We start from the raw sequence: 13,907 nt of genomic DNA, 5'->3' as shown, positions 1-13,907 counted from the left end.
GGGCATCGCCGGGGACGGGGCGGTCAGCGCACGGCGGCCTCCTCGGGGGCGGGGGTGGTGAGGACGCCGTACAGCATGAGGTCCAGGGTGGTGAGCAGTTCGTCGGTGAGGGCGCCGGTGGGGTCGGTGGGGCGTCCGCACCAGCGGTAGAGGGTACCGAGGTAGAGGTCGCGCAGGGCGTTGCCGATCTGTTCGGCGGCGATGCCGGTGCGGAGTTCGCCGCGTTCGAGGCCGGTGGCGGCGATCCGGGCGAAGAGGTCGGCGAGGTACGGCTCCTCGACCAGGGGGTGGCCGGCGCGGACCCAGGCCATCAGCATGGCGCCGGTCTCCTTCTGGTGCTCCTCGCTCATCCGGCCGAGGGTGGTCATGCAGCGGCGCAGCCGTCCGGCGGCGGTGTCCATGTCGGGGCCGTCGTCGACGAGCGCGGCGGTGAGGGCGGCGCGGCGCTTCTCGCCCCAGGTGCCGAGGAGGTCCTCCTTGCGCTGGAAGTAGTTGAAGAAGGTGCCGCGGGCGACGTCGGCGCGTTCGGCGATCTCGTCGATGGAGGTCTCGTCGTAGCCCTGTTCGGTGAAGAGGGCGAGGGCCGCGTCGTAGAGGCGCTCCTTCATCCTGATCTTGTTGCGCTCCCGTCGGCCGAGGGGTGCGGCGGTCTGCTCGGCCGGGGCGGTCTGTGTGGTGTTCACCGGTGTCTCCGATCTGCCGGGTGGGATCGGGGAGGCATCCTCCCCGCAGGTCGATGCACCACAGTTTAACTATGTTTTGCAGTCAAAATTGGAAGGTTGCCCATCGCTTCCCTTCTCCGTGGTGCCCGGGGGTCGTGGCCTGCGGGCGGGCGACGTCGGCCGCCCGCAGGATCGACCGGGGTTCGGTCAGGGCATCGTGGCGAGGATGCCGTTGAGGCTCTCCGGTCCGAGCAGGCGGCCCGCGGTGAGGTCCAGTCCCCAGTCGGTGCGCAGGTGGGCGCGGAGCTGGGTGGCCATCAGGGAGTCCAGGCCGAGGTCGCGCAGGGGGCGGCGGCGGTCGAGCTGGTCCTCGGGGATCTCCAGGACGCGGGCGACGCGCTGGACGAGGGCCTCGGCGGCCGTCGCCGCGGAGCGGGACCGCTCCGGGCCGGCACCCACCGACGCGTGGCCGCTCGGCGCGGGACCGCGGCCGCCCGGCGCGGGGCCGGCGGCCACGGTCGGCAGCGCGGCATCGACCACGACGGGTGCGGTGCGGACGTGCCCGCGCCCGGCCGGGGGCAGCAGCCGGGAGCGGACCGCGGCGAGGGAGGAGGCCAGCCGCTGCGGCGGGCGGTGGTCCAGGGCCCGCAGGTCGATGTCGAGGAATTCGGCGAGGACGGTGCCGTCGGCGCCGACGAAGATCACGTCGCCGCGGGCGGTCCGGCCGCCCGGCGCGCTCCGCACCCGGCAGAGCGACCAGAACTCCTCGGCGAGGTCCCCGTGGATCCGGACGGTGCCGAAGGCCAGCGGGGTGTAGGCGGTGCGGGCCGGGTACGCGGCGATCAGCGCGAGCAGGCCGGACTCCCAGGCGGCGGCGCGGGAGGCGGCGGGGGCGGGCCGCAGCCGGGCGGCGGCGTGGCTGCCGCGGCGCCAGACGTGCTGGACGGCCCGGAACCCGGCGCCGATCCCGATGCCGTGGCGTTCGGCCTCGGCGTGGAACCCGGCGGCGGACAGGTAGCCGTGGTGGCGGCCGAGGACGGCGTCCAGGAGGTCCCGGCGGTTGGGCGGGTCGGCGGGGCCGACGGGGCACAACCGGCCCTCGGCGCACGGCTCCAGGGGCCCGTCGGCGCCGCGGCGGGCCTGGACGAGGACGGGGCGGACGCCGTCGGGCCCGGGCCGGCCGAGGGTGACGCGCAGGGCGGTGTGCGGCAGGTCGTCCAGGGTGAGCGCCGCGCTGCCGAGCCGGACCCCGGTGAGGGCGAACCGGGTGTCGGGGGCGGCGGCGCGGGCGGTGTCGAGGACGGCGTCCAGGTAGACGGTGGGCACGATCGGGGCGATGCCGTGGACGGTGACGCCGGTGCCCCGCTCGCCGACGCCCCACTCCCCGGGTGCCGCCTCGCGGACGTACGGGGCGGTGTCGCCGGTCGTCACGGCGGTGCGGGTCGGGGCGGCGGTCTCGCGGCGGAGTTCGGCGGTGTCCCACGGGTAGGCGGGCAGGTCGAGGACGGGCGGCGGGGTGCCGTACCAGCGGAGCCAGTCGACGGCCGCGCCGTGGGCGAAGGCCCGGCCGACGGCGTCCAGGAGTGCGGCGGGCTCGTCGCAGCCGCGGCGCAGGGTGGGCAGGCAGGTGCCGTCGGCGCCGTTGTCGCGGAGGGTCTCCTCGACGGCCGCGGCGAGCACGGGGTGGGGGCTGACCTCGACGAAGACGGTGCCCTCGGCGGCGAGCCGGCGCACGGCCTCGGTGAGGCGGACGGGCTTGCGGAGGTTGTCCTGCCAGTACTGCGGCAGGAGTTCGTCGCCGCGGACGGGGGCGGCGAGCACGGTGGACATCAGCGGGGTACGGGCGGGGCGCGGGGCGAGGCCGTCGAGGGCGGCGACGAGGTCGGTGGCGATCAGGTCCATGTCGGGCGAGTGGGAGGCCACTTCGACGCGGACGGTGCGGCACAGCACGTGCCGTCCCTCCAGGTCGGCGCTGATCGCGGCGATCGCCTCGGGCGGTCCGGCGAGGACGGTCGCGTTCGGGGAGTTGTCCGCGGCGACGCAGACGGCGGCGGACCCGGGCCGGGAGGCGAGGTAGTCGCGCGCGGCGTCCGCGGAGAGTTCGACGGCGAGCATGGCACCGCGCCCGGCGAGGCGGCGCATCAGCCGGCTGCGGCGGCAGATGACGGCGGCTGCGTCGCTGAGGGCGAGGGCGCCGGCCGTACTGGCGGCGGCGATCTCGCCCATGCTGTGGCCGAGGCAGACGTCCGGGACGAGGCCGAGGTCGGTGAGGGCGGCCGCGAGGGAGACGCCGACGGCCCAGAGTGCGGGCTGCACCCGGTCGATGTCGGTGGGCAGTTCGGTCGCCCGGGTGAGCAACTCGGTGACGGACCAGCCGAGTTCGTCGCGGATCGCGGTCTCGCAGCGGGCCATGGCGGCGGCGAAGGCGGGTGAGGCAGCGAGCAGGCCGCGACCCATGCCGAGCCACTGGGAGCCCTGGCCGGGGAAGACGAAGGCGGTGCGGCGCGGGCCGGTGAAACCGGCCTCGGCGATGCCGCCCTCGGCCAGGGTGTCGCCGGCGGCGAGGCGGCGCAGCCGGGCGGCGAGGGTGCGGTGGGTGTCGGCGCGGACCCAGAGCCGGTGGGGGTGGGCGTCGCGGCGGAGGGCGGCGACGGCGCACAGCTCGCGCAGTTCCTGGTCACGGCCGGGACCGTCGAGGTGGTCGGCCCAGGCCCCGGCCAGCAGTGTGAGCGAGCGGCGCGAGCGGGCGCTGAGCACGAGCAGGTGTTCGGTGTTCTCCGGCGCGGTGGCTCCGGCGGCCCCGGCCGTCGCGGCGCTCTCCGGCACGGGGATCCCGGCGGTCGTGGGCGCGGCGCGGGGCCGGTGTTCGCCGACGACGACGTGCGCGTTGGTGCCGGAGATGCCGAAGGAGCTGACGCCGACGAGGGCGCGGTCGCCGGATGCGGCGAGTCCGGTGTTGCGGGTCACCACGCGGACGGGCAGGCCGTGTTCGGCGATCACCGGGTTGGTCCGGTGGCAGTGCAGCGAGGCCGGGACGGTGCCGTGGCGGACGATCAGGACGGCCTTGATGAGGCCGGCGATGCCTGCCGCGGACTCGGCGTGCCCGATGTTGGTCTTCACCGAGCCGGTGGGCAGGGGGCGGTCGGCGGGCCGGGCGGTGGCTTGGGCGAGGGCCCGGAGTTCGACGCCGTCGCCGACGGCCGTTCCGGTGCCGTGGGCCTCGACGTAGTCGAGCTGCCGGGGTTCGATGCCGGCGGACGCGCAGGCGGCGCGGAGCATGTCGACCTGGCCGTCGACGGCGGGCTGGAGCAGCAGGCCGCTGCCGCGTCCGTCGTTGTTGACGGCGCTGCCGAGGATGGTCGCGAGGATCCGGTCGCCGTCGCGTTCGGCGTCGTCGAGGCGCTTGAGCACGACCACGCCGACGCCGTCGCTGCGGACGAAGCCGTCGGCGTCGGCGGCGCCGAAGCGGCAGCGGCCGCCGGCGGAGAGCATGCCGCCCTGGGAGTAGGCGATGGCGTCGTGGCTGGAGAGCAGGAAGTTGACCCCGGCGGCGAGGGTGAGGCCGCATTCGCCGGTGAGCAGGCTCTGGCGGGCGGCGTGCACGGCGACCAGTGAGGAGGAGCAGGCGGTGTCGAGGACGAGGCTGGGCCCCTGGAGGTCGAGGGCGAAGGACAGCCGTCCGGCGGTGACCGCGCGCAGTCGGCTGCCGGCGACGTCGCGCACGTCGGGGCCGTTGGGTGCGTGCGAGGCCTCGGAGTACTCGGCGGTGGCCTGGCCGACGAAGACGCCGGTGCGGCTGCCGGCCAGGGCGGAGGGGCGGATGCCGGCGTCCTCCAGTGCCTCCCAGGCGGTCTGGAGCAGCAGCCGCTGCTGGGGGTCGACCGCTCTGGCCTCGGCGGGCGATATGCCGAAGAAGGCGTGGTCGAAGGCGAAGGCGTCGGCGATGAAGCCGCCGTGGCGGGAGGCGGTCTTGCCGGGGGTGCCGGGCGCGGGGTCGTAGTCGGCCGCGATGTCGAAGCGCTCGGCGGGGACGGGTGTGACGGAGTCGGTGTTGGCGAGCAGGTTCCGCCAGAACTGCTCCGGCCCGTCGGCCCCGGGGAAGCGGCAGCCCATGCCGATGACGGCGATGGGGGTGCCGGGGCTCTGTCGCACGTGCTCCATGTGGGTGGTCCAATCTCTTCGAGTACGACCGGACGGACGGGACAGCGGGCGCTCGTTGTTAGCGCGATGCAAACTTACACTGGAAGCCAAGTTTGGTCCCGGTGTTTAACTATGCGATTCCGAGGACCTGCCGCCCGGCCGGCGCGAGTTGGCGGGGTACGTCCTCCGATGGGCGATTCGCGCACCGGCACGCAGACGAACGAACGGCCCCGGACAACGCGGAACGGGCCGCCCGTGCGCGCAACGACAAGAGCGTCGCGAGGCACGGGCGGCCCGTTCGAAGGGGCGGGGAGGCGGGGCCTCCCCCGGGTCACCGCGGGGGGTTCGGCCCCGGCGGCGCGGCGATGCCGTGGAGCAGCAGGTCGAGGGCCTGCTGCAGTTCGGCGCCGAGCGAGTGGCGGCGCCGGTCGGCCGGATCCTTCCGGCTCCAGCGGTACAGCGTGCCGAGGTAGAGGTCGCGCACGAGCTCGCCGACCCGTTCGGCGTCCGCCGCGGCGGGGACCTCGCCCCGGGTGCGGCCGGCCTCGACGATGTCGGCGAAGATCGCGCCGAGGTAGGACTCCTCCTCCAGCGGCCGCCCGGCCTGGACCCAGGCGGTGAGCATCGCCACGCTGAGCTCCGGCTCCTCCTCGTTGAGGGCGCCGAGCACGGCCAGGCAGGCGCGGAGGTCCGCCACGACCCCCGATCCGCGCCGCAGCTGCGGGGACAGACGGCGCATCAGCTCCGTTCTGCGCTCCTCGGCCCATACGCTGATGAGCGCGTCCTTGCGCGGGAAGTAGTTGAAGAAGGTGCCACGCGCGATGTCCGCGTGTTCCGCGATCTCCGCGACGGACGTGTCCGCATACCCCTTGCGGCCGAACAGGGTCTTGGCCGAGGTGTAGACGCGCTCCCTGGCGCGCTCCTTGTTGCGGGCCCGCCGCGAGGTCACGGCCGTAGGGGCGTCCGAGGGTCGACGCACACAGGCCTCCAGATGACATCGTCGCTGCTGCACTGGAGTGCATTGATGTGCTCCAACTCAAACATAGGGAGAAGTCCATGTCAACGGACGGCACCGCCCCGGACCAGGCCGGATGAAGACCTGCACACAGGACCTCCACCGCCGCAGCAGGCACTCATGTACTCGAATACATTTTTAGCCCCCTAGCCATTCCGTGGACTTGAGTGTACGTTTGAGCCATCGAGCCCGGACCGACCCGGCCGGGCCTGCCCCAGGGGGAGGCATCCCATGACGACCCGTCCCCGCGCCCGGCCGAACGTGCCGGCGCCGCTCCGTCCGGACCTGCGCGGCCGTACCGCCGAACTGGCCGCGGTGCACACCCAGGTGCTGGAGGGCCCCTCGCCCCGCGCGACCGAGGCCCAGCACGCCAAGGGCAAGCTGACCGCCCGCGAGCGGATCGACCTGCTGCTGGACGAGGGCTCCTTCCAGGAGGTGGAGCCGCTGCGCCGGCACCGCGCCCAGGGCTTCGGCCTGGAGGCGAAGAAGCCGCACACCGACGGTGTGGTGGTCGGCTGGGGCACCGTGCACGGCCGGACGGTCTTCGTCTACGCGCACGACTTCCGGATCTTCGGCGGCGCGCTGGGCGAGGCCCACGCCCAGAAGATCCACAAGATCATGGACATGGCCCTGGCCACCGGAGCGCCGCTGGTGTCGCTCAACGACGGCGCCGGCGCCCGCATCCAGGAGGGCGTCACCGCCCTCGCCGGGTACGGCGGCATCTTCCGCCGCAACACCAAGGCCTCCGGCGTGATCCCGCAGATCTCCGTGATGCTCGGGCCCTGCGCCGGCGGCGCCGCCTACTCCCCCGCGCTCACCGACTTCGTCTTCATGGTCCGCGGCATCTCGCAGATGTTCATCACCGGCCCGGACGTCGTCCAGGCCGTCACCGGCGAGCAGATCACCCACGACGGCCTCGGCGGCGCGGACGTCCACGCCGGCGTCTCCGGCGTGTCCCACTTCGCCTACGACGACGAGGAGACCTGCCTCGCCGACGTGCGGCACCTGCTCTCCCTCCTACCGCAGAACAACCGCGAGTTCCCGCCCGCCGAGCCGTGCACCGACCCGGAGGACCGGCCCTGCGAGGCGCTGCTCGACCTCGTCCCCGCGGACGGCAGCCGCCCTTACGACATGCGCACCGTCATCGAGGAGGTCGTCGACGACGCCGACCACCTGGAGATCCAGCCCACCTGGGCCACCAACGTCATCTGCACCCTGGCCAGGATCGGCGGCAACGTCGCCGGCATCGTCGCCAACCAGCCGCACGCCCTGGCCGGCGTCCTCGACATCCACGCGAGCGAGAAGGCCGCACGCTTCGTCCAGATGTGCGACGCCTTCAACATCCCGATCGTCACCCTGGTGGACGTCCCCGGCTTCCTGCCCGGTGTCGACCAGGAGCACGAGGGGATCATCCGGCACGGCGCCAAACTGCTGTACGCCTACTGCAACGCCACCGTCCCGCGCATCCAGCTGATCCTGCGCAAGGCCTACGGCGGCGCCTACATCGTCATGGACTCCCGCTCCATCGGCGCCGACCTCTCCTACGCCTGGCCCACCAACGAGATCGCCGTGATGGGCGCCGAGGGCGCCGCCAACGTGATCTTCCGCCGCGACATCGCCGCGGCCGAGGACCCGGAGGCGATGCGCGCGCAGAAGGTCAAGGAGTACGAGAGCGAGCTGATGCACCCGTACTACGCGGCCGAGCGCGGCCTCGTGGACGACGTCATCGACCCGGCGCGCACCCGTGCCGTGCTCGCCCGGGCCCTGGCGATGCTCCGCCTCAAGCACGCCGACCTGCCGAGCCGCAAGCACGGCAACCAGCCGGTGTGACGGCGCAGCGGACCGGGTCGCCGGCGGCGCTGCGCGTCCTGCGGGGCAACCCCGACCCGGAAGAACTCGCCGTACTCACCGCCCTGGTGGCGGCCCTCGCGACCCGCCGGACGGCCGACCGGCCCGTCCCCGACCGCCCCGCCTGGGACCGCATCCAACGCCACCGCCCCTCCTGGCTGACCGCACAGGGGCGCACTTCCAGGGAGCAGCCATGCACGGCACCGACCGCTCCGTGATCGACCGCACCAGAACCTGTCTGGCCCTGCACCGCGCGAGCTGGGGCAGTGAGCTCGACCCCGACGAGGCCGCCCGCGCCGCCTGGCGCCTCCACCGGACGACCGAGCAACTCCTCGCTCTGACCGAGGAGTTGCTGGCCGACAGCACCGAGAACGGCACATCGCACAGTCAGAGAACACCTGAGGGAGGGATCCGATGAGCAAGTTCCTGGAACGTCTGAAAGCCTTCGGCGAGACCGAGGCGATCGTCTTCAACGGCGTGCCGACCGGCTACGCCGAGCTCGCCGAGCGGACCGCCGACTGGCGGGCCCACCTGGCCGGGAACGGCGTGGGCGCCGGGCAGGTCGTGGTGGTGGAGGGCGCCAGCGGCGTCGAGGCCTGTGCGGCCCTGCTCGCCCTGGTCGAGCTGTCGGCCGTGGTGGTGCCGCTGACGCCGCTGCCCGCCGCCAAGCGGGCGGAGTTCCACGAGATCGCCGAGGTGGAGGCGGTCGCCACCGTCCGGCCCGACGGCTCGCGGGAGTTCGAGCGGACCGGCCGCACGGCCGGCCACGAGCTGTACGGCCGGCTGCGCGCCGCGGGCGTGCCGGGCCTGGTGCTGTTCAGCTCGGGCACCACCGGCCGGTCGAAGGCGACCGTGCTGGACTTCTCCAGGATCCTCGCCAAGTACGGCGAGCCGACCCGGCCGGCCCGCACGCTGGCCTTCCTGAACCTGGACCACATCGGCGGCATCAACACCCTGCTGCACACCCTCAGCCAGGGCGGCACGCTGGTGACCGTCGCCGAGCGGACCGCGGACACGGTCTGCGCGGCCGTCGCCGCCCACCGGGTCCAGGTGCTGCCCACCACGCCGACCTTCCTCAACATGCTGCTGATCTCGGGTGCCTACCAGCGCCACGACGTCGGTGCGCTGAGGCTGATCACCTACGGCACCGAGCCGATGCCGCTGCGGACCCTGCAGGCGCTGAAGAAGGCGCTGCCCGCGGTGCGGTTCAAGCAGACCTACGGCCTGTCCGAGCTGGGCATCATGCCCACCAAGTCGAAGAGCGACGACAGCCTCTGGGTGAAGCTCGGCGGCGAGGGCTTCGACCACCGGATCGTCGACGGCGTCCTGTGGATCCGCTCCGACATGGCGATGCTCGGGTACCTCAACGCGCCGGCGCCGTTCGACGCGGAGGGCTACTTCAACACCCAGGACGCGGTGGAGACCGACGGCGAGTACGTGCGCATCCTCGGCCGGAAGTCGGAGATCATCAACGTCGCGGGCGAGAAGGTGTACCCCAGCGAGGTCGAGAACGTCCTGCTGGAGATCCCGGGCATCGCCGAGGCGACCGTCTCGGGCCGGCCCAGCCACGTGACCGGCATGGTCGTCAAGGCGACCGTCAAGCTCGCCGCTCCCGCCGAGCGCGCGGACGTCGTCCGGGCGGTGCGCGAACACTGCGGCCGTCGGCTGGAGGCGTTCAAGGTGCCGGTGGTCGTCGAGATCTCCGACGCCGACCAGCACTCCGACCGGTTCAAGAAGATCCGGAGCGCCGCGTGAGCGCGCTGCCGGAGCGGTCCGACGGGCCGGCCGCGCCGAAGGTCGCGGTGGTCAGCGGCGGCAGCCGAGGGCTGGGCCGCACGCTGGTCGAGCGGCTGCTCGCCGACGGCTGGCGGGTGGCGACGTTCAGCCGCAGCGCCAACGCCTTCACCACGGCGATGGCCGAGGAGTACCCGGGCTCCTTCCACTGGGAGCGGGCCGACCTCGGCGAGCCGGACGCGATGCGGGTCTTCGTCCGCACCGTGGGCCGCCTGTTCGGCCGGGTCGACCTGCTGGTCAACAACGCCGGCGTGCTCCACCAGGAGCTGCTGCTGACCACACCGCCGAAGCAGATCGACTCGCTCGTCACCAACAACCTCACCTCGCCGATCCTGCTCACCCAGGCCTGCACCCGGCTGATGACCCGTCACGGCGGCGGCAACATCATCAACATCTCGTCCATCAACGCCATCCGCGGCTTCCGCGGGGTCTCGGTGTACGCCGCGGCCAAGGCGGGCCTGGACGGCTTCAGCCGCAGCCTGGCGCGCGAGCTCGGCACCTTCAACATCCGGGTGAACTCCATCGTCCCCGGCTTCTTCGACAGCGACATGACCGCGGACGTCACCGAACGCAACCGCGAGAAGATCCAGCACCGCACCCCCCTCGGCCGGCTCGGAACGGCCGAGGAGATCGCCGACGCGATCCTCTTCCTCACCTCCGCCCGCGCGCACTTCGTGACCGGGCAGTCCCTCGTCATCGACGGAGGTATCACATGCTGACCCCCACCGAGATCCGTGAGCTGATCGAGCGCGAGGCCCGCGCCCTGCTGCTCGACGCCGACAACGACGCCGCTGCCGCCGCCGACAGCGAGGACCTGACGGAGCTCGGCTTCAACTCGCTGACCCTGGCACAGCTGCTGATCGAGCTGGAGATGCAGCTCGGCGTCGACCCCTTCGAGGAGGGCGTCTCGATCACCGACATGCGCACCATCGGCGACCTGGCGCAGGCCTACACCGTGGCCCTGGGCGCCGAGCCGGCGACCGCCTCCGCGGGGGCCTGACGCCGTGGCCACCGACCAGCAGCTGCTGCTGCACTCCATCGACGACTACCTCGGCCCCGGCGAGACCCGCTTCTTCTCCCGCGGCTACCAACGGGCGGGGTACCGCGTCCACGGCCTGCACGCCACCCCGGCCACCTCCGGCTCCTCCGCCGCCGAGCCGGGTGTGCGCGGCACGCTCGACCTCAGCTACCCGGCGGACTGGTCCCGCAAGAAGGACGGCACCGACCTGCGTCCGCACCTCAGCACCGTCGACGCGCTGGTGCTGGGCGTCCAGCTCGCCGAACTCCACCTGGCGCACGCCTACGGCCTCGGCGAGGCCGAGCGGCGCACCGTGCGCCTGGCCAAGGTGGTGCTGCGGGCCGGCACCGCCCCGCAGGAGGACCTCACCGGCGTGCCGCTCTCGGCCCGGCTGCGCAGCACCGAGCCGGCCGGCGCGCGGTACCGCTCCGTCCACGAGTGCGCCGTCGGCAACCTGCGGGTGCGCGTCGAGACCGAGCACCCGATCGTCGAACGGGCCGCCGAGGAGGCCCGCTTCGGCAGCCTCGACGCGGCGCTCGGCCGCGGCGAGTACCGCTTCTACGGCGCCGGCTTCAAGTACCGCCACCACGAGATCACCGACGTGGCGGTGGACAACCGCGAGCACGGCGCCACCGCCCTCGTCCGCTTCACCCGCAGAGCCGGCGCGCCCGCCCCGGTCGACGGCATCGCCGCCGGCGACCGTCCCACCGTCAGCCTGATCGACTGCTTCGTCGTCAACCTCCAGCTGGCGCAGGTGCTGATGTACGAGCTCGACGGGCTCAGCCGCGCCGACAGCAACACGCTCTGGATGATGCAGACGGTGCTGACCGCCCCCGAGGAGGAGCCCGCGGTCGAACTCGTCGAGGGCCGGCCGTTCACCACCCGGGCCGCCCTGACCGGCCGCCGGCTGCTGCCGCTGCGCGGCGGCACTTGGCGCAACGTCGAACTGAGCGGCGGCCTGGCCGGCATCGGCATGCGCTGCTCCTTCGCCCACGAGCTGCCCGCGCACATCGCCGCGACCGCCCGCTGACCCCCGGCACCCGCCGCATCCGACAAGGAGCCACCACCATGCGCATCTCCGTCTCCGGCACCTACTCCGCGGGGAAGACCTCCACCGCGATCGCCCTCTCGCACCTCACCGGCATCCCCCGCTCGCCCGCGAAGACCATCCGCGAGATCATGCCGGACGCCGTCCCGGGCAAGGCGCTGACCGAGGTCACCCCGGCCGAGTACATCCAGCTGGCCGTCCGCCGGCACGTCGGCCGGGCCGTCAACGAGGCGCTGCTCGGCGGCAGCTTCATAGCCGACGGCTCCTCGCTGCAGGAGTGGATATACGCCGCCGTCCGGGTCGAGTTCGGCATGGACCCGGGTGCGGCCGAGAACGGCCACCCGCCCCGGCAGGACGCCGAGATGGCCTTCTTCGAGCAGGTCACCGCCCAGCTCGGCCACTACTTCAAGCAGCACGTGAAGGAGTCGTTCGACGGCTTCGTGCACCTCACCAACGAGCTGAAGCTCTCCGCCGACGGCCACCGGCCGATGAACGAGCGCTTCCGCGCCACCTGCGACGCGATGCTCCTCGCCGCCCTCGACGAGCTGGAGGTCCCGTACTTCGTGGTCTCCGGCACCCCGCACGAGCGGCTGGAGAAGATCGTCGCCCACTTCGACCTGCCGACGGTCTGCACCGTCGACGAGGCCGTCGCCCGCGCCCAGGCCGAGTACGCCCGGATCGACTGGCGCCTGGAGCAGGAACGCTCCAAGACCGCCGCCGCATAAGGCGGACCGACAGGGGCGCGGGGAACTGCGCAGTTCCCCGCGCCCCTGAACCGAACCCAGCCCCACGAAGAAGTCGCACAACCCCCCGAAGGGACCCACTGCCATGTCTCTCACCCGGAACGGGGCCGCCGCCGGTCCGGCCGCCACCGCGGCCCCCGCGGCCGACCCGGCCCCCTACGCCAAGCGCTGGCTGATGCTGCCGGTGATCCTGGCGGCCATGTTCATGGCCCAGTTCGACCTGTACGTGGTCAACGTCGCGGCCCCGTCCCTGGAGCACGACCTCTCCGCCGGTCAGGCCGCGCTCGAACTCATCGTCGCCGGCTACGCGTTCACCTACGCCAGCGGCCTGATCACCGGCGGCCGGCTGGGCGACCTGTACGGCTCCCGGGCGGTCTTCCTGACCGGCACGGTCGCCTTCACCATCGCCTCGGTGCTGTGCGGCATCGCCCAGTCGCCGGGCCAGCTGGTGGCGGCGCGGCTCGTCCAGGGCCTGACCGGCGCCGCGATGGTGCCGCAGGTGCTCGCGCTGATCACCGCGACCTTCCCGCCGGCGGAGCGGGCCCGGGCGCTGTCCTGGTTCGGCGTCACCGTCGGCGTCGGTGCGGTCGCCGGCCAGGTGCTCGGCGGTGCGCTGCTGGAGGCGGACGTCGCCGGCCTCGGCTGGCGGGTCATCTTCCTGGTCAACCTGCCGATCGGCCTGGTCATGCTGGGCTTCGCCGCGCGGCTGCTGCCGCACCGCAAGCCCACCGGGAAGCCCTCGCTCGACCCGGTCGGTGCGATCGGCGTCCCGGTGAGCCTGGCGCTGGCGCTCGTCCCGCTCATCCTCGGCCGGATCCAGGGCTGGCCGGCCTGGACCTGGGTCAGCCTGGTCGCCTCGGTGCCCGCGATGGCCCTGACGCTGCTCTGGGAGCGCGGCCTGGCCCGGCGCGGCGGCCAGCCTCTGCTCAACCTGTCGCTCTTCTCCGACCGGGCGTTCAGCCGCGGTCTGGTGGTCAGCATCGCCACCTTCGCCGGCTTCTTCAGCTTCATGTTCACCCTGACCCTGGTGCTCCAGTCGGGTCTGGGTCTGAAGCCGCTCGCCGCCGGGTTCGTCTTCACCCCGCTCGGCCTGGCGTTCTCCGGCGCGTCGATCGCCTCCCAGCGGATCACCGCCAAGTACGGCAGCCGCATGATCACCACCGGCGGCTCGATCGCGGCGGTCGGCTTCGTCGTCCTGCTGATCGTGCTGGGCGTGTCGGGCGACCACACCGGCCCGGCCCGGCTGATCGGCCCGATGGTGCTGATCGGCCTCGGCAACGGCCTGGCCGTGCCGGCCCTGGTCGGCTCGGTGCTGGCCGGTGTCCGCCCGCAGCAGGCCGGCGCCGCGGCCGGTGTGCTCACCACCGCGCAGCAGTTCGCGAGCGCCGCCGGCGTCGCCGCGATCGGCTCGGTCTTCTTCGCCGCCCTCGGCACCCCGAAGGGCGTCGGCTCCTACGCCACCGCCTTCCAGTGGGTCGGCGTGATCGACCTGGTGCTGGTGCTGATCGCCGCCGCCGTCAGCCTCGCCCTGCCCCGCCCCGCCCGCACCGCCAACACGCCAACGCACCGGCGGGGGGGCGGCCCCGAGGGGGCGCCCCACGGCGACCCGAGCCCAGGGCGCCGGCGCCAACAAAAAACC

At 73.3% G+C, this 13,907-nt stretch carries 12 protein-coding genes; 9 read left to right on the top strand and 3 right to left on the bottom strand.

The window, feature by feature from the left end; all coding sequences use genetic code 11:
• Positions 1–23: 23 nt before the first annotated feature.
• From AB0O09_RS32445 to AB0O09_RS32435, 3 genes are all read right to left on the bottom strand, one after another.
• On the bottom strand, positions 24–683 hold the full coding sequence (locus AB0O09_RS32445; RefSeq protein ID WP_363548063.1) for a helix-turn-helix domain-containing protein: 660 nt from the start codon (positions 681–683) through the stop codon (positions 24–26).
• Positions 684–869: 186 nt separating this feature from the next.
• Positions 870–4,823 (bottom strand): beta-ketoacyl synthase N-terminal-like domain-containing protein, encoded by a 3,954-nt coding sequence (locus tag AB0O09_RS32440; RefSeq protein ID WP_363548061.1) that lies wholly within the window; start codon positions 4,821–4,823, stop codon positions 870–872.
• 310 nt (positions 4,824–5,133) lie between these two features.
• Positions 5,134–5,751, bottom strand: coding sequence for a TetR/AcrR family transcriptional regulator (locus AB0O09_RS32435; protein ID WP_363548058.1), 618 nt, complete (start codon positions 5,749–5,751; stop codon positions 5,134–5,136).
• A 297-nt stretch (positions 5,752–6,048) separates the two neighbouring features.
• Here AB0O09_RS32435 and AB0O09_RS32430 point away from each other — a divergent pair, with 297 nt between their 5' ends.
• From AB0O09_RS32430 to AB0O09_RS32390, 9 genes are all read left to right on the top strand, one after another.
• A complete protein-coding gene (locus AB0O09_RS32430) occupies positions 6,049–7,647 on the top strand; it encodes an acyl-CoA carboxylase subunit beta (protein WP_363548056.1) in 1,599 nt (532 codons plus the stop codon).
• On the top strand, positions 7,644–7,883 hold the full coding sequence (locus tag AB0O09_RS32425) for an acyl-CoA carboxylase subunit epsilon (RefSeq protein WP_363548053.1): 240 nt from the start codon (positions 7,644–7,646) through the stop codon (positions 7,881–7,883). The genes AB0O09_RS32430 and AB0O09_RS32425 overlap by 4 nt, the downstream gene beginning before the upstream one ends.
• Positions 7,859–8,083, top strand: coding sequence for a hypothetical protein (locus AB0O09_RS32420; RefSeq protein ID WP_363548050.1), 225 nt, complete (start codon positions 7,859–7,861; stop codon positions 8,081–8,083). The genes AB0O09_RS32425 and AB0O09_RS32420 overlap by 25 nt, the downstream gene beginning before the upstream one ends.
• Positions 8,080–9,420: a fatty acid--CoA ligase family protein gene (locus tag AB0O09_RS32415; protein WP_363548048.1), complete on the top strand. Its 1,341-nt coding sequence runs from the start codon at positions 8,080–8,082 to the stop codon at positions 9,418–9,420. Before AB0O09_RS32420 ends, AB0O09_RS32415 begins: the two co-directional genes overlap by 4 nt.
• The gene (locus tag AB0O09_RS32410) at positions 9,417–10,178 is read left to right on the top strand and encodes an SDR family oxidoreductase (RefSeq protein WP_363548045.1); all 762 of its coding nucleotides are present in this window, start codon (positions 9,417–9,419) and stop codon (positions 10,176–10,178) included. Before AB0O09_RS32415 ends, AB0O09_RS32410 begins: the two co-directional genes overlap by 4 nt.
• On the top strand, positions 10,172–10,459 hold the full coding sequence (locus AB0O09_RS32405) for a phosphopantetheine-binding protein (protein WP_363548042.1): 288 nt from the start codon (positions 10,172–10,174) through the stop codon (positions 10,457–10,459). Before AB0O09_RS32410 ends, AB0O09_RS32405 begins: the two co-directional genes overlap by 7 nt.
• A 4-nt stretch (positions 10,460–10,463) precedes the next feature.
• Positions 10,464–11,507, top strand: a complete 1,044-nt coding sequence (locus AB0O09_RS32400) for an AvrD family protein (RefSeq protein ID WP_363548039.1) — start codon at positions 10,464–10,466, stop codon at positions 11,505–11,507.
• 38 nt (positions 11,508–11,545) lie between these two features.
• Complete coding sequence (locus AB0O09_RS32395) at positions 11,546–12,250, top strand: AAA family ATPase (protein ID WP_363548036.1); 705 nt, start codon at positions 11,546–11,548, stop codon at positions 12,248–12,250.
• Positions 12,251–12,353: 103 nt separating this feature from the next.
• A partial coding sequence (locus AB0O09_RS32390) for an MFS transporter (protein ID WP_363548034.1) occupies positions 12,354–13,907 on the top strand: 1,554 nt, incomplete at its 3' end.

Origin of the sequence: Kitasatospora sp. NPDC093679 (assembly GCF_040683455.1) — a bacterium.
GTDB classification, from domain to species: Bacteria; Actinomycetota; Actinomycetes; order Streptomycetales; family Streptomycetaceae; genus Kitasatospora; species Kitasatospora arboriphila.
Note: the sequence above shows the minus strand (reverse complement) of the source record. Positions and strands in the feature narration are given on the sequence as shown.

Excerpts from the sequence above, each read along its gene's own strand:
- AB0O09_RS32405 (WP_363548042.1), top strand. The coding sequence starts at position 10,172 with ATGCTGACCCCCACCGAGATCCGTGAGCTGATCGAGCGCGAGGCCCGC.
- AB0O09_RS32420 (WP_363548050.1), top strand. The coding sequence starts at position 7,859 with ATGCACGGCACCGACCGCTCCGTGATCGACCGCACCAGAACCTGTCTG.
- AB0O09_RS32440 (WP_363548061.1), bottom strand. The coding sequence starts at position 4,823 with ATGGAGCACGTGCGACAGAGCCCCGGCACCCCCATCGCCGTCATCGGC.
- AB0O09_RS32395 (WP_363548036.1), top strand. The coding sequence starts at position 11,546 with ATGCGCATCTCCGTCTCCGGCACCTACTCCGCGGGGAAGACCTCCACC.
- AB0O09_RS32430 (WP_363548056.1), top strand. The coding sequence starts at position 6,049 with ATGACGACCCGTCCCCGCGCCCGGCCGAACGTGCCGGCGCCGCTCCGT.
- AB0O09_RS32415 (WP_363548048.1), top strand. The coding sequence starts at position 8,080 with ATGAGCAAGTTCCTGGAACGTCTGAAAGCCTTCGGCGAGACCGAGGCG.